The 20,300-nt window shown below is 61.4% G+C and carries 17 protein-coding genes and 1 tRNA gene; all 18 read right to left on the bottom strand.

The window, feature by feature from the left end:
- Nucleotides 1-125: 125 nt before the first annotated feature.
- Nucleotides 126-3,098, bottom strand: coding sequence for a hypothetical protein (locus tag OEG82_RS21615; protein ID WP_267614403.1), 2,973 nt, complete (start codon nt 3,096-3,098; stop codon nt 126-128).
- A gap of 173 nt (nt 3,099-3,271) precedes the next feature.
- Nucleotides 3,272-5,068, bottom strand: coding sequence for a hypothetical protein (locus OEG82_RS21610; RefSeq protein ID WP_267614402.1), 1,797 nt, complete (start codon nt 5,066-5,068; stop codon nt 3,272-3,274).
- Nucleotide 5,069: 1 nt separating this feature from the next.
- Complete coding sequence (locus OEG82_RS21605; RefSeq protein WP_267614401.1) at nt 5,070-7,925, bottom strand: baseplate J/gp47 family protein; 2,856 nt, start codon at nt 7,923-7,925, stop codon at nt 5,070-5,072.
- On the bottom strand, nt 7,922-9,148 hold the full coding sequence (locus OEG82_RS21600; RefSeq protein WP_267614400.1) for a hypothetical protein: 1,227 nt from the start codon (nt 9,146-9,148) through the stop codon (nt 7,922-7,924). The genes OEG82_RS21605 and OEG82_RS21600 overlap by 4 nt, the downstream gene beginning before the upstream one ends.
- Nucleotides 9,148-9,591, bottom strand: a complete 444-nt coding sequence (locus tag OEG82_RS21595; RefSeq protein WP_267614399.1) for a GPW/gp25 family protein — start codon at nt 9,589-9,591, stop codon at nt 9,148-9,150. The genes OEG82_RS21600 and OEG82_RS21595 overlap by 1 nt, the downstream gene beginning before the upstream one ends.
- 1 nt (nt 9,592) lies before the next feature.
- A complete protein-coding gene (locus OEG82_RS21590) occupies nt 9,593-10,411 on the bottom strand; it encodes a phage baseplate assembly protein V (RefSeq protein WP_267614398.1) in 819 nt (272 codons plus the stop codon).
- A complete protein-coding gene (locus tag OEG82_RS21585; protein WP_267614397.1) occupies nt 10,411-11,538 on the bottom strand; it encodes a phage late control D family protein in 1,128 nt (375 codons plus the stop codon). Before OEG82_RS21585 ends, OEG82_RS21590 begins: the two co-directional genes overlap by 1 nt.
- A complete protein-coding gene (locus OEG82_RS21580; RefSeq protein WP_267614396.1) occupies nt 11,535-11,882 on the bottom strand; it encodes a hypothetical protein in 348 nt (115 codons plus the stop codon). The genes OEG82_RS21585 and OEG82_RS21580 overlap by 4 nt, the downstream gene beginning before the upstream one ends.
- Before the next feature lie 7 nt (nt 11,883-11,889).
- Nucleotides 11,890-12,543, bottom strand: coding sequence for a hypothetical protein (locus OEG82_RS21575; protein ID WP_267614395.1), 654 nt, complete (start codon nt 12,541-12,543; stop codon nt 11,890-11,892).
- Nucleotides 12,540-12,827, bottom strand: coding sequence for a hypothetical protein (locus tag OEG82_RS21570; RefSeq protein WP_267614394.1), 288 nt, complete (start codon nt 12,825-12,827; stop codon nt 12,540-12,542). Before OEG82_RS21570 ends, OEG82_RS21575 begins: the two co-directional genes overlap by 4 nt.
- Nucleotides 12,824-14,194 (bottom strand): ATP-binding protein, encoded by a 1,371-nt coding sequence (locus OEG82_RS21565; RefSeq protein WP_267614393.1) that lies wholly within the window; start codon nt 14,192-14,194, stop codon nt 12,824-12,826. The genes OEG82_RS21570 and OEG82_RS21565 overlap by 4 nt, the downstream gene beginning before the upstream one ends.
- A 2-nt stretch (nt 14,195-14,196) precedes the next feature.
- A complete protein-coding gene (locus OEG82_RS21560; RefSeq protein ID WP_267614392.1) occupies nt 14,197-15,246 on the bottom strand; it encodes a Pvc16 family protein in 1,050 nt (349 codons plus the stop codon).
- A gap of 3 nt (nt 15,247-15,249) precedes the next feature.
- On the bottom strand, nt 15,250-16,143 hold the full coding sequence (locus OEG82_RS21555) for a hypothetical protein (protein WP_267614391.1): 894 nt from the start codon (nt 16,141-16,143) through the stop codon (nt 15,250-15,252).
- Nucleotides 16,140-16,919 carry a hypothetical protein gene (locus OEG82_RS21550; RefSeq protein WP_267614390.1) on the bottom strand — a complete coding sequence of 260 codons (780 nt, stop codon included), beginning with the start codon at nt 16,917-16,919 and terminating at the stop codon, nt 16,140-16,142. The genes OEG82_RS21555 and OEG82_RS21550 overlap by 4 nt, the downstream gene beginning before the upstream one ends.
- Before the next feature lie 30 nt (nt 16,920-16,949).
- The gene (locus tag OEG82_RS21545) at nt 16,950-17,453 is read right to left on the bottom strand and encodes a phage tail protein (RefSeq protein WP_267614389.1); all 504 of its coding nucleotides are present in this window, start codon (nt 17,451-17,453) and stop codon (nt 16,950-16,952) included.
- A gap of 47 nt (nt 17,454-17,500) precedes the next feature.
- Nucleotides 17,501-19,057, bottom strand: coding sequence for a phage tail sheath C-terminal domain-containing protein (locus OEG82_RS21540; RefSeq protein ID WP_267614388.1), 1,557 nt, complete (start codon nt 19,055-19,057; stop codon nt 17,501-17,503).
- A gap of 539 nt (nt 19,058-19,596) precedes the next feature.
- Nucleotides 19,597-19,671, bottom strand: a tRNA-Val gene (locus OEG82_RS21535).
- A 211-nt stretch (nt 19,672-19,882) separates the two neighbouring features.
- Nucleotides 19,883-20,248 (bottom strand): cell cycle two-component system response regulator CpdR, encoded by a 366-nt coding sequence (gene cpdR / locus OEG82_RS21530; protein ID WP_047032170.1) that lies wholly within the window; start codon nt 20,246-20,248, stop codon nt 19,883-19,885.
- Nucleotides 20,249-20,300: the final 52 nt, after the last annotated feature.

Genomic DNA, 20,300 nt, shown 5'->3' with positions numbered 1-20,300 from the left:
TGCGGTAGCAATTCAAAATTCCCGTCGCCGAAGCGACGGGAATTTTCGCGAGACACTTGAGTTCCGCCAACCACACACCAAGCGAGCAACCGCTCGGGTGAATGAAGTATAACAGGAATGTGGCTCTAGGTTAAGTTCATTAATGCCTCGCCTGGACCGAAATAGCTGTTTCTTTCGAAGCTTACGTTTTTGATTGGTGTTGAAACAGATCCATTCTGTGCCACAGCAAGATTCAGTTCCTTGAATTGAATTCCTGTTCTTAATCCGTAAAGGCTGTTGCCGCTCACGTCGACATGCTGTGCGTAATTCCCCCACAGCCGCACGCCCTGACTGTCAGGCACGTCCTGCATGCCGAGCGTGACCTTGCTGAAATTTCCTGCTTTGACATCGCTGTTCTGCCAGCGGACCGTCCGGGGTTCCAATTCGGTCGCATACCGGTTCTCGATCCGGTTGTGCAATATTGTCGCCGTGATGGCATTGCCGACGAAAACTCCAAACCGGCCGGACAGGTAGACAGGAAGTGACAATCGGATGTGATTGTCCGAGATGGTCACATGGCCGCAATAGCTGAAGAACCCGCTGACCATCCTGGGGAATTCCTCTTCATCATAGATGACGGCCTGACCTTTCTTACTCGCGCCAACCGAGATGCCCCGCGCATATCCCTCGATATAATTCCCGGTGACAAGAACCGAATTCATATTGTCAGACTGGGCGAGGACCGGCGTGGCCAAATCGGGGCCTCCCGTAAAATCATTCTCCAATGTGATTTCAGGGGATGAATTGAATGCCACCGAGATCGCTGAATCAGCTGCTGATTTGGGCACCATCCTTCCAATCTTTTCTCCGAATTGTGTCAGACGCGCCCTTGCGACGGAGTCGAGTGAGACGGAACTGTCGCCGTCACCCGTCAACCAGCTCGCCAGAGCCTTGCGAAAGGAACGCGTATAGGAATAGTAATTACTCCCGCTGGTGCGGTTTGAACGGAAGATCTTCAACCAGAAATCGACATCGTCAAAATCATAGTCGGTCAGAAACTGGGTTTCATTTTTCGCCCATACCTCCTGGCCGATGTTGACGCGAATCCTCCGTGTGTGCCCGTTCTCGGCGAGCGTGTTGAAGGTTTCGTTGCCGATCTTCCGATCGAACATCGCGATCTTGTCCATCAGTGTCCGAGCCAGAATTTGCTTCCCGTTGCTGTGCTCGAGGAAACTCTTCAAATCAAAATTCTGGTTGGTACCGGTGAAGATATTGTCTCTCACCACAAGTCTGCGAGGATCCACGATCAGCAGGGCGGAGCTGTGTGGGGCTGCCATGAAGCGACATTTCTCGATTGTCACATCCGGCTGAATTGACGAGGCGTTCTTGCTGTCGAATATCCGGACAGAATGCTGCTTGAATTGTTTCGGACTGCCCGTGGTGGCAATATGCATATCCTGCATCGATACGGTTTTGCATTTTTCGATGTTCAGGCACAAAACCAGATCATCAGATCGCGTGATCTTGAAATCCCGCAAGGACACTTTGCTGCAGCCAATGAACTGCATGCCGAAATCGCCGACGCGGATCCGAACGGTGCTGCCATCCCCGGTTCCGGTGATGGTGACATGGCCCAGGTTCTGAAACCGGACCGGGCGGTCCAAAAGATGGGTCCGCGCGCCCAGGCAGATTTTCAGGTCGGATCCATTGGCAATCACGCCGGTGGCCCAGAGGCTGTCGAGGAAGTCCGCCAGATTGACCCCCGGTGGCACCGGGATTTCGCCGCATCCGCCGGAATTGCGGAAATAGAGGTCCTCGATCGCCTCCTGGACATTGGCGGCATCGGTTCCCACCCGGACATTGTCAAAGAACACATCGCGCGCTTCCAGATCTGTGAGCGGCGGGAAATTGCGGTCCCGTATGTCGGTGGAATCATCGAAGAGGAACTTGCCCTCGTCGCTGAGGCCGATGAAGAGATAGTCATGATGCACCGCGACCGGTTCCTGTTTCCAGATCAGCTGGGGCTCTTCAGGTGTTCCGGCGGCAAATTCGCGGATCTCGACTACCCATGCATCGCCCGGAAAGACGAAGCCGCGCACTTCCGTCTCCTCCTCGATCGACAATCCGGCGAATTTCAGCGCGAAGCCGGCTGTCTTGACCATCAGGACGCCTGGATCGGGTGAATTGCTCAATTCGGCAACGGCACCTGAATTTGCCACCGGATTGACCGTCACCGAGTTCGGGCCGTCGAAGCTGAATTCTGCCGCTCCGTCCCATATCCGTATGAAGGCAAAATCTTCATCGGCATCGAGAGCTGCAAGCAGGCCGTCATGATCGACAAGGCGCGAATGCCGCTCATCGCCGCGCAGCTTCGAGCCCTGGCGTTGATCCCCGCGCAAGGACGTCAACTCGAACAAGGCGGTCTGATACCGCGCGTCAGTCCTGAGATCGTCGACGGCAGATGACGAACGCTCGAAATCGAGGCCGCCATTGTCCCGGCTCCATTTGAGAATAATGGAAGGCGAGTCAGCCCCGTCATGGGGAAAGACCTTGCCATCGGCGGTCATATGCGGCTGGGCAAGGTCACTGTCATGCACCTCGACCCGAAACAGGTGATTTCCGATGTTGATCGCTTCATCATTGAAATCGGTCGCGCAGGGATCGCAGGGGTCCTGGCTGTCGACAGGATCGGTCAGTTCGACCGAGATGAGCCGCATCACGCCGAAGCGTGGCAGGCGGATGTCATGGTTGTAAAATGCATCGCGATACGCCGCATCATCCAGCTCGTCTATCCGAACCGGCATCGTCTTGATCTGGACTACGCGCTGGGAGGCATTCGACGTCCGGGCGCCCAGATAGGCCGCGTCGACAAGGCGCGGCAATGAAGCGGCCGAGCGGTCCATGTCCCAGACATCTGCATAGCAAAGTACCGGCCCATCCATCTCGTCCGCTTCCAGGCCGATGAAGTCGACCGGGTTGTCGAGCTCGTCCCAGACCAGTTCGCCGACGCGTCCGCCGGCCACGCAGAATCCGGGCTTGATCCGTGACACCGCCAGGCGTTCGCGTCCGGTGCTGGTGGTGCGGGTTTCAAAATCGAGGATTCCGACATCCTGCGGCACGCCGGTGCGGATGGCGAGCCTTGAGACCTGGGTGGTCAATTCCGCCAGGATCTGGTCGGCTTCGGTACGATCTTCCGCCGTGACCATGGAGCCCGCCTGCAGAGGCAGCAGGGAAAGTCGCTTCGCCGGATCGTGGCTCAGTCTGCCGATTTCACCCTTCATGATTTCTCTCCCTAGTCCTGTATTTCAAGCGGAACCATCAACCGGTTGTCGTAGCGGATGTAGATTCCCTGTTGCGGCGGCATCAGATCGCGCGCCTTGTCGCCGGCAGCGCCAAGGGCTGCCAGATGCGCGGCGCGGTGGTAGACGCCGATCTCGCCGCCATCCTCTGCGCCTTCGGCAATTTCCGTCGGAGCCTGATCATCAAGGACGCCATATCCAGGCTCTCCGAAGGCAGCGATGCGGGTGATCCGGGGCGGAACCTCTTCCTCGGAATCAAGGTCGGCCAGGCAGGGCACACGCAGAAAATCGATGCCGCCTTCGGTGGACTTGTAGGCGTGAAAGCGCCGGTCTTCCGATGACAGCGCACCTGCCTGCAGCCGGCTGTAACGGATGCATCCGAACCAGTCGCTTCCGGGCGATTGCAGCACTTGCAGATTGGCAAACAGGCTGTCGGAGGCAAAGACCCGTCCGATCCGCGCCCGGCCCATGATCGTCACATATTCGAATATGACATTGCCGGTGCCTTGATGGGTGTCGCGGTAGAACTCGTCGAATATGCAGTTATGCGCGAAGACATGGGCGGTCCGGGCCGAATACCTGTTGATGGTGACCTTTCGGATGGCGCAGTTTTCGAAAATGATCGTCTTGTCGCCCGATCCGTCCGTCTGGGTGATGAGGATCTCGCCGTCCAGCTTCAGATCGCGAATGAGAAGCTCGTTGGCGTTCTGGCGAAATCCCCCGTTGTCGTCATTGGCGGTTTTCTTGCTGATCTTGATGAGGTTGCGCCGGTGCAGGATCTCCTTGTCGGCGACCAGCGGTCTTTGCGCTCTCACAGCGACCGTCGCCGGGCCCGGAGGTGTTCCAGGTGGAATTTTCTGTATTTTCTCAATCGGGTTCGAACTGGTTACGACCGTTTCCGCGCCGGTGAAAATCCCTGTCGGCGGCCTGACAAACAGCGTCAGGGTGCGCGGGTTGGTCTGGCCGACATGCTTGCGGCGGTTGCGTCGCTCCTGGCGGATATCGGGGGTGCGCATCGAACGGTCATCATAGCCCTCGGGGAAACAGGGATAGCCGCGGCGGTCCCTGACCACGAAACCCGGCGTCTCCGTGGTTCCGGTGGAAAGCGCGGCCGGCCATCTTTCGGCGTCGGAGGCTTCCAGGCCGGATGCGCGGGCGCGCATGAATTTTCCGAAATGCGGGGTGCCGTTTGGCAGTCCGCCATGATTCCGGGGACGGCGCGCCGACAGTCCCTTCACTTCCTCGGCGCCGCCGGGCAATGGCTTGGCGATGATGACCGCGTCCTTCGGGTGCCAGATGCGGCTGACTTCAAAATGCGTGGTCAGGCCGGATTTGAGATGCGGCGCGCGCAAGATGCGGTCCATGCCATGCACCGCGACACTTGCCTGGTTTAAGACAGCGCGGGCGCCCTCTGCTATGCCGATGGTTGTTCCGCGGCGGCGCACCAGCCAGTTGCTCAGCCGCAATTCATTGAGCCGGCCTTCATGTGTCGGCGACCGGAGCTCCACACCGAACAGGTTGCTGTAATAGGACAGCAGCCAAGGCTGCATGGAACGGCCGTCAAACTCCTCGACGGGGACCGCAAACCCATCGGCATAGAATTGAACCAGGGTGGAATCGAAGCGATCGAGCAGATGCCCGAGACCGTAGAGATAGGCCTCCAGATCGCCCTTGCGTCCGGCCTCGCCGGCATCGCCGGGAGCGATCCGGTCGTCATACAGGCGATAGACCTCCGGGACTTCGCTGTAGAGCAGGGCGCCAACGCGGCTGTCGAAGACATCATTTGCCATTTCACCGCTCCGTTGATGGTGTGAGGACGACGGTCAGGTCATCGCTTTCGATGAAGATGCTTTCGGTCTTGCCGGCGATCACGGATTGCAGGCTGTCGTCCGAATTGCGCACCACCTTCACCGCAGGCAGGGTTCCGTTCGCCTCCGGTTTGAGGTCCGTTTCCATATCCAGATAATCAATCGCCTGGTGCGCCTCGACGGCGCTGACGATGCCCGAAACGAACAGCGTGTCGCCGATGGTTCGATATTGCAGGCCATAGCGGGCCAGGACGATGGCCTTGATTTCGGACACCATGTCGTCGCTGGCCGTGTAGCCGCTTTTCAAAACGCAGGTCAGGCTGCATGTGAGCCGAACCGGCACGAAACGCGATATCTGCACCGAAACCGACGGGATGGCCGCGGCTTGCAAACTGGCAGCAAGAGGCGCGGTGAGGCTATCGATGGAACCGCCGCCGGCCGGCACGATGGTGACCGCAACCACGATGCGTCCACCGCCGAAGCCGTCAATGGTCGAGCGCGCACTGGCTTGCCACACCCCTGCGTGGCGTTCCGCCAGTATGGCGAAATCCTCGTCGGTGATGGCCCGGGAGACATTGCGAATGGCCCTGCCATTGTCCTTTTTCAGGGTCTCGATCGATTGAAGGTCGCGGCCAAGCTGCGGCGCCAGCGGCTGCACCACGGAAGCAATGCTCCCCTTCGACTTCGACAGCTTGGTGACGGCATATTCGGGAACCCTGTTGCCGATTTCGCCGGCACCGATGCGCAGCCGGGAGATCACCACATTGTCGGTTCCAGTGGGCAATCGGCGCGGAAAGATGAACCGGTTTCGCCCGTCGACATCAACCTGGATGTCATAGACGGCCTCATCCTCTCCCGTGAGCTTGTCCAGCGAGGAAATCCGTCGGTATTCCCGCTGGCCGACATGCACCGTCAGATCGGGGGCGACGCCGCCTTCGTCAAAGGCGGAGAGACGTGTTGCCAGCGGCCCGCCGGCAAAACTGAAGGACTGCCCCTCGACCGTGCCGGAGCCGGACCCCAGCGGTGTCGGCGGCATGGTCTTGCCGTGCCCGAAGGTGACGACATTGCCATGGATGCTGACGTTGCCCGCTGTGAGGGCACTGTTGCGCAAGTCCTGCAGCGCGGCGCCGGTGTCGATGTTGATGCGGAGAAACTGGCCCTGCCTTTGCAGCCGTCCGGAGATGGCATAGGCGGCACCGCCGGCCGGCGCGTCGGGAACGACGAGAAAATTTCGCCTGCGGCCCAGAATGGTTTCCGCAATCGCGTCCGGGGCAAGCCCGGTCCTGATCATGCCGCCAGCCTGGACCAGCGGGCTGTTGGAGCGCTTCTCACGGGCGATCACAGGCGAGGCGTTGAAGCCGGCAGTGATGGTTCTGATCGCGTGGATGGTGTCCTGGCCGTCGGCTGCCTCCAGCTCGACCCAGGTGCTGTCATCGGCTTGGCCGCTGGCTATGATGAGAAAGGCTGCAAGCCCGCCATCCTCGAGTTCGCCAACCAGCCACGCTCCCGGTTCCAGCACTTTCACATCCACATTGTCGATGAAGAGCTGTTTCTCCGGGCTGTTGCGAATGCTGTCGCTGACCGGCAAGGGGCCGGCGCTCGGACTGACCGTCAGCGCGTTCAGATCCGCGGGCGAGGTGTTGAGCAGAAAGGGGAGTGTCGGCACCGGCGGGACGGCAGCCGCGTTTCGGCTCGCATTCGCCAACACCGATTCGGGCACGGCCTCGAACAGTTGCGAGATGGATGCGGTGGCAGGCGCGCCGTCGCGATCGGTCAGATAGACATCGCTGCCCGCAACGGCGGAGATCCTGTATCCGCTCGTGGCCGAGGCAGAAGGTGCCACCGCCATGCCGATGCGCAATCCGTGATCCCTGTTCAAGGGATACCAGCCCGGTCCTGTCTTCCGGGGCACGGCCGACACGGATGGCGCCAGCAGCAGGCTTTCGGATTGGGCCGGACTTGCTGCCGCGGGAATTCTGTTCGCAGAGATCTGCCGGCCGTCTATCTCGACAACGCGCAAGGGCAAGGGCGCGCCATTGCTGCGAAGCAAAAGGCCGATCGAGCGCCGGGCAACGCCCTCGACTGCAGAAAGGGTGGTGAAGCGGACCAGGGTTTCGGATGTCCTGTTGCCGGACCAGGCCACGCTGGGCTCGAATTTACCGGCCGCGTCGAATTTGTTCAGAACCGGCGTCGCGTCAACCGGATCGAGACTTTCAAATGTCAGCGGCGCCTTTTCGCCTGGCACCCTCGGTTCGATCTGCAGGCCGGCCTCGAAACTCTCGTCTGCGGAATCCGCTTTCAGGATCAGCGCGACAGGCATCTGAGCGGATGAGGGCGGAGTGGCCCGGAAGCCGGTCATCGCCAGCAGCCGGCGCATGTTTTCCGGCTGGGTGACCGTGGTTATGAAGCCTTCCTGCGCATAGGCATCGAGCGAGCGCGACAGCAGATAGACCGCGCGCGCGAATGCGCGGGATATATGCTGCGCCTGGTCAGGCGAATTGTTGTAGTAGCGGGCAAGAACCCCCTCTTCAAAACTGCGCGCCCGGTTCGAGCCCCTGAATTTCGGATCCGTTTCGCGGGCTTCGAGAAATTGCCAGGTGGCGCCAAGGGCTGATAGTTCGTCCATGGAGAGCGCGCTGTCGCCCGCCAGCATGGCGGAAAACTCGCCGGAATCGCTTGGCAGCGCGGCGGGCAGGACGCTGCCATTGTTCTTTCCGGCCGACAATTGCAGGAAATGCACCCTGAGCGCTTCCAGCCACTCCGCCGCGCCGCCATTGACATAGTCGAACCGGGACAGGCCCGACCGGTTCCAGCGGGTGAGATCCCTTGCCATGGTCATCCTGGCCGTCCTCCCTTGATTTCGAGAACGAGGTACCCGTCGGTCGGCGACGGGCTTTCAAAATCGAAGACAATGGCTTCATCCGGCAAGGGTTCGACAATGCGGGTCGAAAGCTGCGGACGCCCGACGATGTTGATCCGGCTGATGATGATGCCCTCGACGCCATCAACCCCGGCAATCGCCTCGATCACGTCGCTTTCGCGGATCGGCAGGCCGAAGGGCCAGGACGAGGCGTCAAAGAAGGCACGCAGCGCGGCGCGGACAGCCGCCTGCATTTCCGACTTGTAGCGGTTGGACGCGACCTTGACGCACAGTCGCAGATACAGGCCGACCCGCTTGCCATCGGTCAGCATGAAACGCGAGCCTACCGGCAGTAGCGGTTCTAGAACCCGCTTGATGGCCGTGCGGATCGTCATGTTCCTCAGGGTGTCTTCGTCGACCTTGCCGCTGTCAGGATCGTCGGTTGCAGGCGGAATCGTCAGATTCTCCCGCCGGTCGTACCAGTCCCTGAAATCGGTAAAATCGTCTTCCTGCAGGCCGCCCGCCAGATCGTGCAGCAGCAGGTCTCCGGAACCTTTGAGCAGGATGCGCGCGCCATAGATCTGCAGGCCCTTTTCCAGCGAAAACAGGGTGCTCGACTGCACGACGGCAGGGCATTCCAGCAGGGCCCGGTCAACGTCTTCCTGGGTGATCAGGGCGATATTGGTGGTCAGGGCCGAGGAACCTGCGGCTTTGGCAAGCGGAATGAAGTCCGGGCGTGCCGCGAGTGCGTTGAGCAAGGCCTGCCTCCGGTCGCCGCCGCCGGTGGAGGCAAAGCCGTATTCCTCCGCCTCCTTGACGCTGATGACGGATTCGATTGCCCATTCGGCCGCATCACGTCCGTCAATGGCTTCAAGCAGGCGGACGACGGAGGCCGGGCGCCGCGCGGTTTCGAGGAAACGTTCGTAAAAGATGTCGTCGAGTGCGTGACTGGACCGGTCGAGGGCTGCGGCCAGCACTTCCACCAGAACGATTTCGTGATCGCCCTGGGTCCATTTCTCCCGGGCGGGATCAGCGGCTGCGAGCTCTTCGAGCATGACGCGCCGAAAACCCTCGAAATCGCGCACCGACCAGTCGAAATCATCCAGAACCGGAACCCTGCCGGAAGGCAGAGCCGTGTTTCGGGTGCCGCAATCGGGGCAGCCATCATCCCAGACCAGTTCGGGTTGCGGGCGCTCGGCCATCAGCGAAGCTCCTTCTGGGTGGTTTCGGCGCTCATCATGTCATCGCCGCTGATGGCCAGTTCGACACTGTCTTCGCGATCGATGGCAATCAGCCTGTAGCGGACCACGACGCGCAGGATTTCCGATTGCCCGGCATCGGGCCGGGCCGAAACGCTGATGCTGTTGGTGTCGGCATCGCCGCGCAGGATTTCGGACAGATCGCCGATCAGCCTGTTTTCAATGCGCTCCCACAGGTTTTCGGTCATCGGGGCGAAGACAAATCTCTGGATGCCGATGCCGAAATTCGGCACGAACACGCGTTCGCCGGCAGCCGTGAGCAAGGACTGGATCACCAGTTCCTTGAGATGGAGCTTGCGCCCGGACTGGCGTGCCCCATCGCCGCTGATGCGCAGGGGGAAGCCGAGATAGGCGCCGGGTGCATTGATGGGATCAGGCAGACTCATCTCATGCTCCCTTCACCTTGAGCAGTTTGACGGCCTGCAGGACAATCGGCGGGGTCGGCGGTCCGGGTGGCGCCGGCGTGTGAACATGCGCCGCGTAAAGCTGCATGAAGGCCGTTGCATTGAGGATGGGCGAGGAGGCGCCGCGGCCCAGGTCGACCTGGTCGCCATTGAGCTTGATGGAGGTGGCATCCATCGTGATGTTGCCGTTGCTGATCTCGATCGACGCGCTGCCATCGGTCGCCGTGACGGTGCTGTCATCGATGGTGAGGCTGCCCTGGCCGTGGCCCTGGAGCTTGACGCTCTTGTCATCGGCGGCAATCTCGACACCGGCGCCGTTCTTGTCGGTCATTTTCAGGTTGCCGTCCTCGTCCACGCCGATCTCGGCGCCTTCTGCGGTGAGGATTTTCAGCGAGTGTTTTTCGCCATCGTCGCGGATTCGTATCTCCAGGCCGGAGCGAGTCCGGATCAGCGACAGCACATCACCCGCCTCATCGAGCGCTTCGGTGTGGGTGACGTCCGGGGCGTAATAGGTCCCTGTCCAGACCGGGGCCGAAATGTCGCCGCCGATGAATTCCACCGTCACGATCGACCCGATGGCCGGAACGAACACAAAGCTCTCGTCGCTATTGCCGCCCAGGGGGAAGATGCCTTCGATCCAGTCGGTTTCGGTGGCACCGAACACGGCCTCGACCTGAACCTTCACACGTCCGCGTCTGTCGGGATCGATGTTGTCGGTCACGACGCCCTTGTAGCGGCCATATTTCTTGGTCTGCAGCTCCGACAGTACGTCGTTGATCGAGGACATGTCGATGTCAGCCATCAGACAACCTCCCTTCCGACGCCGTTGCGAAGCAGAACGGCCTTTTGCCTGTAGCCCAGTGCATCGAGCTCATGCTCGACCGTGTCGACATACCAGGCGCCGCCGTAACGGTCGCCGACACCGTCGACCTCGACCAGCTGGCCCGGCAGCAGGACATGCCCATAGAGCGTGCCGTCGATCTCGCATTCGGCCCGGATCGACAGACTGGCCTCGTTGATCTGGCCTTGTGCCAGCGCCCGCAGCGCGGATTCGGACAGATCGCCTTGGGGGGCGACCCGCAGCTCATAGGGCGCTACGCCATCGCCGGTTTCCACCGCGACATCACCCAGAATCGGCAGGTCCGGCGTGATCCGGTTGTCGTTGACGGCGCCAGATGCCGCGTCGGTGGCCGCCGCGTTTGCGGCCTCGGGTGCGTCGGCGCTGTCTTCCACCTTGAAACCGGTCGTGTTGGTATCACCACCGGCATATACCAGCAGTGCCGGTTGTGCCGAGCTGCTCAGCCGGGGCGGGCCGAAATAGATCTCGCTGTCGACGATCCGGAATTCATACGCGCTGGCGTCGGCGCGCTCGAGAAGAAAGGCATAATCGGTCTTGGACTGATTGAGCGTCCGGGAAATCTGGCCTTCGGCGGAGTAGGGCGACAGGCTCAGCGGCTGCACGTAGTCGTTGGCAACGGCGCGGACGACGAAATCGTCGCTGACACTTTGCCCGGAGCCGTCGCTTGGCCAGATGCGCTCCTTCTGCTGCCTGTCGAGAAGGGCCGTCTCATCCTGGATTTCGACGGTCAGCTTGGCTTCGGCGCGATCCTCGGGAAATTCCGGCGTCATTTTCAGGATGTAGCCGGTCAGCAAGTGCTGGCTGAAGGCCTCGAAATCGACTTCCAGCCGGATGGCCTTCCAGCGTCGGAAATAGCCATTGTCGATGATCGGCCAGCGTCCGGCCTCATCCCGGAAACATGTCAGTTCGATCGTCGCGAGCGCTGGTCCCTTGCGTGATGTGTTGACCTTGATGGTCGACAGCGAGCCGTAGACATCGGAGGCCTCAACCGGGGACGAGCCGAGAAAGATCTTCGGCGAAGCCGGGCCGGAGGCACCTTCGGGAAAGATCGACGGCAGCTTCGGGATCATGTCGATGTCTCCGGCTTGCGGGGGATCAGGATCTTGGTGCCGGCCTTGGCGGGCATGGTCCCGAATGCTGCGACGGGAACCTCCTCGCTGTTGGCGCGATAGACCAGGTCGGCCGGGAAGAAGACGGCCGGATTCGCCTGCGCAATGGCCCACCACAGGCGCGGGTCGCCGAAATAGGAAAGTGCGAGCGTATCGAGGCGGTCGCTGGGCGCGAGCGTGTGCTCGACATAGCCGGGCAAGGTCCGCACCAAGCGTGGTTTCAATCCCCGAAACGGGTTGGGGTCGCCGATCTGCGGAACAAATGGCGCGGTTGTTGAGTAGCGATTTTCCGGTCTCTCTGCCATGGCGTCCTCAGAAGATGTCCTTCAGGTCGGGGATGATGGATTCCGGCCGTTCCTTCAGCCGCAGCGCGCTGCGTTGCTGGCGGAGCCGTTCGGCGAAGATGAATGGATTGTTCGCCTCGATGATCTGCATGGCGATCTGGGCGCGGGCCAGGGTTGGCGCCAGGTTGGGATAGAATTCCTCGATGGTGTAACTGACGCTCTTCATCGCCATCGGCAGCACATAGGCGCCGGCCACGAACAGGACGACCGAAGGCGAGACATCGCGCTGGAATGCGCGGTCGCCGAGCAGCCCCAGTTCCCCCATGATCCGCATGCTGCCCGGCCTTTGCGACCGCGGCTCGACCAGCGATCGCAGCGCGTCGAGCACCGGCGCGATCCCGGCGGTGCCGAGCTCCCAGCCATCCCGGTCCATGTAATCGCCGGCGCTGAAGATCAGCTCCATCGACAGGGTCTCGTCTTCCAGCTCTGCGCTCTGCATGACGCGCGGTGTTTCCATCGGCGTCGAGAATGCGAAACTGCCGCCAACGCTTGCGCTTCCCGCTACCTTCAACGCGGCCCCGCGGGTCCGGGTCATCGTTTCCATATTGTACTGAAACGGCAGGATGATCGCGTCGGACGCGGCAGTGTATTCGATCAGGACGCCGCGGCTGGGAGCGCTCATGACAGTCTTCCCTTGGTGGCGAGATGGTTCCGGATGGCGTCATTGAGGGCGTGGCGGACCGCGTCGGCCCTGATCGAGGGCGTGGCCAGCCGTTTGGACTGGGGGAGCCGGACCGACAGGGCATCGATATGCACGGGTCTGGTCAGGCTCGGCACATCAAGTCCGGCCACCGCCATGCGCAGCCGCTCGCCGAAAGCACGCGCTTCGTCGGCGCTCAGGCGACCGGCATCAATCGAAATCGAGCCGATGCTCAGTCCATTGCGGCTGGGAGACAGGGGTTTCACAAGTCTTCCTCCGCTTTCAGGAAGTCGGCAAGAGCTGCCAGATCGCGCCGGGCCACCGTGCGAGGCGTCTTGGTCACCTCGCGCCACACCGCATGGGCGAGATGGGCGGCGGACACATGGGTGTTTCCGGCATGGGCGAAGGCCCGCGCCATGGCCGCGGCATTGGCGATCTCGCCGCCGGTGAGGGAGACCGTTCCCGCCATCTGGATCAGGGCGAAGCGATCATCGCCGGTGCATTCGCCGGGCAGATGGTTGTTCCAGATCTTTCTGCGGGCGCTTTCCGAGGGACGGGGGAAACCGATGACGAAATCGAACCGCCGGAAATAGGCGTCGTCGATGTTCTCCATCAGATTGGTGGTGAGAAAGACCGCGCCATCGTGACGTTCAAACCGGGCCAGCAAATGCCCGACAGTGGCATTGGCATACTGGTCGCGGCCTTCCTTGACCATGACGCGCTTGCCCAGCAGGGCGTCGGCCTCGTCGATCAGAAGTGCCGCGCCCAGACCGCTCAGCGAATCGAATATCCTGTTGAGATTGCGCTCGGTCTCGCCCACCCATTTGCTCATCACCATGCCGAAATCGACGCGGTAGAGCGGACGCTTGAGTTCGCGGGCAAGCGCGCTTGCCGCGTAGGATTTGCCGGTGCCGGGACCACCGGCGAGCAGAACCAGCGGGCCGCCCAGATGCTCGCCATTCTTGCGCGCGTGATCCTTGAAGCGCGCAATGTCGAGAACCTCCAGCAATCGCGGAATGTTCTGTTTGGGCAGGATCACTGTCTCAAGCGGCTTGCCCTCCGGCATGCGGACGACGCCTCCCGGCGTGGAAACCGGTTGGTCGGTGCCAGACAGCAGCGTGGTCAGCAGGGCGCCGGGATGAAAGCTTCTCAGCGGCCCGACGCCGTCGCACCGCATGATGCCGCGCGTGGCGAGCTCATCGATGTCGGCCAGCGCCCGGGCGAAATCCGCGTCATCGCGACCGTCCAGAGCCAGGATGTCATAGATGGCGGCCGCAGTGGGGGCGGGGTCGGTCGATGCGGGGTGCTGCAAATTCATCAGGCCGAAGACCGCGGACGGCCGCACGGTGGGCAGGATTGCCAGGGCGACCAGGTCGAACAGCAGCTGGTTGCCGCCGGCGCGAAACCCGGTCAGATTCTCGACCGGCTTCCATCCGCCGGATTTTCGCAGCGTGTCGACCTGTATCGAAGACTGGGCCAGCGCGTTCATCATGTCGGGGCTGACCGGCTTGTCCTTGCGGTGGCTGACCGCAATCTGCAGAAGCTGGAACGCCCGCTCCCATTCCGCCGCCAGGCGGTTGATGAGAGGAGAATCGGCGCCGCTCCCCGTGTCCAGTGTGACGAAGTCAGGCATGGTCACGCCTCCCCGGGCGGGCGGTCCACCAAGACAACGATTGAAGGAAACAATGGCAAGGCGGCGCCATCCTGCCGGGCTGCGCGGATGCGAAACCCGGTGTCGGTCCCCGAGGGAGATATCGTGGCGCTGACAGCCGCATCGGCGAGATCCGGCGGCAGATCACGGGCTGCAACCGCGTTGACCAGGGCCAGAGACAGCTTGTCCTCGTCATCTTCCGCCCAGACATTGTCGGCGCCGAGCACATCCAGCTCCAGCGCCACCGGCATGGCATCATGCGCACTGGTGATGAGGGAAAGGTCTATGTCGGTGGTCTCGTCGGTGTCCCGCTCAACCGTCGTCGAGGTCGCCAGTTTGCCGTTATCAAGCAGCATGAAGGCTCCGTTGATGGTGGAGACACGGGTCAGCGGGACGCTTTCGGCGGGATCAGTCGGCAGCGGCAGCGTGGCGGCTGTGTCATAGGCCTGCATGTCCTGCTCGACCGACAGAACCTGCGGCCCTTCATCCGGCGCATGAAATGGCGTGAGCAGGCCGTAACGCACGGTGTAGCCGATCGAGGTGCGATAGGGTGTGTCGGTCTGGGTCATCCAGATGTGATTGATGTCCTCATTGTCGAGATTCTGCAGCGACACTTTCGCGTGCAGATCTTCGGGCCGCATCTTCGCGAGCAGGCCGATCTCCGGCACATCGGCGATCGGAACGGATCCGAGATCATAATCCCCGCCAAAGACCCGGGCAGCCAGGGCAAGGATTTTCAGTTCCTGCATGCCGATGGTCTCGATGCTGGCGTTTCCGGCAATGGGCGGAGACATTGCGGTCAACAGCACGTGCAGCGCCAGACCCACAGGCAGGCCGGGATCCGGCGCGACCGCCTGTCCAACGCGCTCGATGCGGTAGAGAAACAGCGTGATGAGCGGGCGAGAGCCGACCTTGAACTGTGCCGGGTATCCGACTTCCACCTGGACATCGGGAATGTGCGGTGCGAGCTCATCAATCAGCACCTGCCGCATGCGGCCCATGACATCTACGAAATGGCTGGGTGCGAAAGCCACCGGTCACAACCTTTGCAGACCGGCGCGGCGAAGCTGCCCTGCAACATCCGGCGCCCGGGATTTCGGCTCCGGCGTTTTCCGGGGCGGCGGTGTCTCGGCATTGATGGTGATGCGGCCGATGGAAAGGCTCGGCGCGGCTTGCACGGCGGAACCGGACGGGGCGAATTTTTCCGACGCGGGAAACGCCATCTGTTGCGTGTCCGACGCCCTCGCAGGGGCGGACGGGACATCATGCACCGGCGCCCGCGGCGGATCGACAAAGCCGTCAAAGCCGGAGACATCCTGGGCAGCATTATCTTCGACCTGTTCCAGCCCCGAGAGCCGGGACATTTCCTGCAGCACCCGTTCCTCGATCGAAGGCTGTCTACCGGGTTGTTCCGGAATTGTTTGCGGACGGCGGAAACGGATGACGTCGCTGCCGGGCGTGCCCGGCGTTTCGGTCGGTTCCAAGTCGCCGATCCGGGGCAGGGCCGGCGCCGGCTCGTCAGTCCGGCCTGGTCCACCCTGGGCGGGCTGGTACGCGTTTTGCTCCGCGTCGTCCGCAATATCTCGTGCAACGGTGCGCGCAGCCGGTCGGTGATTCCGAGGCTCGCGCGTGGCATCAGTCCTGGGAGTGAGGTCCCTTTCTGAGTCCAGTGGCGTGGTTTTCCGCGTGTTGTCCGCCAGCTGTGCGTTGATGCCGTCCGCCGTGCCGTGAACGGCAGTGTCCATGTCCGCCTGCGGGGCCAATGGCTGGTCTTCCGGCTCAGTGAAATCATCCACGATCAGAAGCGCGTCCGGGTTTCCGGATGCGGCAAACCGGTTCTCGGGAATGCCCGCGCCCGGCTTGGGAATGGCTGTATCCACGTCAAAGCGGCGCTGGGATGCGATTGCCCGGAACAGGTGCATGCCGCTCATTGCACCATCCCCCGCGCTTCTTTCAGATAAAGCTCACGCCGCGATTGCGGCAGGGCGCAGATGGCTTCTTCCGTCCAGCCGAAGGCCCGGGCCAGGACAGTCACCTCGTCGATGGCCGACCAGACATGACGCGAAATCCAGTCGATGCTGTCGAACCAGAACCTGATCTGGTTCTGGCAGGAGGGGCAATCGAGGTTGAGAACGCCGACCGGGGGGCTGCACTCTTCAAGGATTTTCACCAGCAGCGCGTCGGCATCCTCATCGGATACAGCCGGCAATGCTTCGCCATCCTCGCACCCGTTTGCCGCGGGCGATGCGTCGCGCGGCACATGCAGGATGCCGAGCAAGGCGGCGCTGCCGAGGCCGGCGTCCTCCAGCACGGTCTTTTCCTCGATGCCGGTGGGGGCGCGGAAGGTGAGCGTCTGCCCGTTGAGCGTCAACTGACAGGAGGCAGGGCATTGGCTTTGGATCGAATCCTGAAAATCCTGCCGCGAGACCGTTACATCGGACAGAACCTTGCAATGCCGGCAGGTTGTGACGAAATGCGCCGGCCACCGGCCCAGTTCCAGAGCTTTCTGTAGCAGCCGCACCTGCCTCTGGTTCGAGGAAAGCCTGTCGGCCTGGCTTTCCGCTATATCTTCAAACAGGACGGAAATCAGTCTGGAGGTTCTCGCGGCCGCGTTTTCGTCCGCGATCATGGCGGCGATGCAGTCCAGACGCGCCTGAAGGTCGATCCGGACATGGCTGTGAGCGGGCTCCGGATATGCGCCAACCATATTGCTGCCCGCCCTCATGCTATCACTCACCTATTGCTGACGATGCCAGCCCTCTATGTTCACGGTGAACGAGCTGATTCCGATGGTGTTCATGGATTTGGAATCCAGTTCGGGCAGCGCCTGGTATTCGGAGACCCAGGCACCATCGAGAACATAATTGAGCTTCCTGCCTCCGGTGGTCTGGGCGAGCTGGCCGGTCATGTCGAGAAACTCGATCCGCAATGTCCGGCGGTAATTGGCTTTCTTGAAAGCGCCGTCGCCGTTCTTCCAGTCAGAGACAGAGAGCGCCCAGTCCTCAAATCGCCCGTCATCAAGGCCAAGACCCTGTTCGAATGCGATGGTTTCAAAGGTGCTGCCGCCGGGGATGGCCGATTGGGAATTGTGCGGATGGGCGCCATCGCGCCACATGATCGCTTCGGTCTTGCGCTTGATGGGCCCCACTTTCTGGATTCCGGCCACAGGCTGGGCACCCCCGTCAAAATACAGCTTGAACTTGAATGTGAGAAACGGGTCAAAGAGTCCGATTTCAGCCATGTCTCAATCTCCCTGGGGCGCGGTGTCGTGTCGGCAAATGGCACTCATCAGGTCTCACCCTGAAGTATCTGCTCTATCGAAACGGTGATGAACTCTGCGGGTTTGGCGGCCTTGAAACGGGCGCGGACAATGAGCTTGCCATTGTCGATGTCGGTCTGGGTCATGGATTCGCCGAGGCCGCAGAGTACCTGATAGGCCTCCTCGGCCGTCGCACCCTGGAATGCTTGCCGGTTGAACAGGGATCGCAGGAAGCCATTGACCGCGGTCTTCACATTCTGCCAGGTGGATTCGATGTTGCGCGCGAAGACAACCCGCTGCAGCGCGCTTCTCAGGCTGTCGCCGATGAGGAAGGCCGTCCGTCGCACGGCAACATATTGATAGAGGCCGCCAATATCGCGCGTGCGTGCGCCATAGACGGTCTGGATGCCGTTGACGATGCGCAGCGCGTTGACCCCGTTCTGGTTCATCGGCGCCTGCTGTTTGCGGTTGAGCGGTTTGCTCAATTCGGTGACGGCCCGTAAGTCGGCCTGCAATCCGGCCGGGCTTTGCCATGCGCCGATCTGGTTGTCTGAGCGGGCATAGACTCCGGCGACATGGCCGATCAGCCCGCTTGATTGCGTCAACAGCGCGTCACCTGTCAGCGGGATCACGATCTTGCCGGCGGGGTAGTAAGCGGCCATGTAGGAGGAAAGCGGCAGGCCCGCAGCATTGGCCTCGAAGGTCGCGACGGAATCATCGACATGCACCAGGACCAGCCGGTCCTGCATTTCCTCGGCATGGGACACCATCAAGAGATAGTCATCATTGGCGGTCAGCGGATCGGTGTTGCGCCAGGCATTGTTGGGCAGAACGATCAGGCTGACATCCTCGAGCTTTTCGAGTTCCGGAATCGCCGAGCTGACGGCATCTGCGGCCGGTGCGCCGGAATCGGCGCCACCGGTCAGATCGAAGCTTATCCCGGCAGCCGCAGCCGTCAGATCCAGCGTCCGCGCCCCGGCAACGACCTCATCCTCCGCGATTGCGACAAAGGTCACGAATTGAGAGGCCAGTGCCGTCATCGAGGCGGCAGTCGCCTCAACCGCGGTGTAGCGTTCGGTGCGGACCACATCGCCGTCATCTCCGGCGAGAGTGGAGGTTATTTCGACATCTACCCGGTTGGCGGCCGCGGAATTGGTGATCCTCACGCTAACCTGATTGCCCCAGAGCCCACCGGAGGCCGCGATTGCGTTGAACTTGAGCGGAGGCTCGCCGTCAAAGGCATAGGTCTGGGAAGCGGTTGCAGCGCCGTTGCCCGACGTCGAAATGACATAGGCTTCCGATCCGCCATTGGCGAAGAAACCGCGAATGTTGTGGCCCATCAAATCCACGTCGGTCTTGTCGGTGCCGGAAAGGGAGACCGGACCGTAATTGGCGCCCGGGGTGCCAAAGGACTGCAGGAACTCATCGGAGCTCCGGATTTTCTGCACCACCATGTTGCCTCCGGAACCGGCGGGTTTGACGCGGGTCGGGCCGACAAAGGCAGTAACCGAGGTGCTCAACTCAGCAATTAGTGGTGGTCCGTCCGTGGGGTAACGAATATCGACACCGGGCGCGTCAATGGACATATTATTTCTCCCAAGCTGACATCTCGTGGAGGAAATACTAAACAAATATTATAGTTTGTAAATCTCGACTTGTTATCTTTATATTAGCTTTCTCTTAATCGCGGAAACTATGGGTTGTCTCAAAACGACATGTCTGAATTCAAACAAAGTAGTGTGAAATAGTCATTTTAAGGACTTGTTTTGCGCTGCACTAGTTGCGCGGACGGGGGCGAGAAGCCCTGCGCGTTGCTTCCGCGCTGCAGCCGCTGTTGTCGCGCGGGCCCTGCCTTGGGCCGACGGATCTGTTCTGATAGGGTCAGTCCTGAGGCCGGTGCCTCGCTCGGCTTGCCGCTGCAGACCGCGCCTTGAACTGCATCGGGGGCATGGCGGAACGGGGGGAATGGGGCCGCGAGGCGATTCCCGCGGAATCCGGAGCGTCGGCCTAGCGCTGAGCGTGCCGCCCGGCCCTTGGGCGGGGCCGAAATGCGCGACTGAACCGCGCAAGACATCACGCCGGTTCTAGGCGCGTGTGCGTCGGCTATTGAAATGAGAGGATCGGATGGTGGGCGTAACAGGGATTGAACCTGTGACCCCTACAATGTCAATGTAGTGCTCTCCCGCTGAGCTATACGCCCATCCGATGCGCCGCATACACCACACAATACCCTGTCGCGTCAACATGAAATCCACCGGTTTTTTTCATGCCCCTTGCGGGCTGGCCGGCGCGATGGCGCGGAGAGGCGTCGCGGCCTGCGTCGCAACGGCGTCAGCGGCATCGGAAAGCAGTATATCCCCGCGGGAAACGGGGCATGCGGGGTGGTGGTGGAACGAGGTTCGGCCGGTTCGTCAGGCGGCGAGAATCATCTTGTTGACCTCGTCGACCAGGTCGCGCAGATGGAACGGCTTGGACAGCACCTTGGCATCCCGGGGCGCCTTGGAATCGGGATTGAGCGCCACGGCGGCAAAGCCGGTGATGAACATGACCTTGAGATCGGGGTCAAGTTCGGTGGCGCGGCGCGCCAGCTCGATGCCGTCCATTTCCGGCATGACGATGTCGGTCAGCAGCAAATTGAAGGGTTCCTCACGAAGCCGGTCGTAAGCGCTTGCGCCATTGTCAAAGGATCGGACTTCATAGCCGGCCTTTTCCAGTGCCTTGACCAGAAACCGGCGCATGTCGTTGTCATCTTCGGCGAGGAGGATCTTCGGCGTCATTTCTTTTTCCAAACCTGTCATCGTGCGCTCGCAGCGCTGCCTGAGTCATCTA

Source organism: Hoeflea ulvae (genome assembly GCF_026619435.1).
Classification (GTDB): domain Bacteria; phylum Pseudomonadota; class Alphaproteobacteria; order Rhizobiales; family Rhizobiaceae; genus Hoeflea; species Hoeflea ulvae.
The sequence above is the reverse complement of the archived record's forward strand: the minus strand, read 5'-3'. Positions and strand labels throughout refer to the sequence as shown.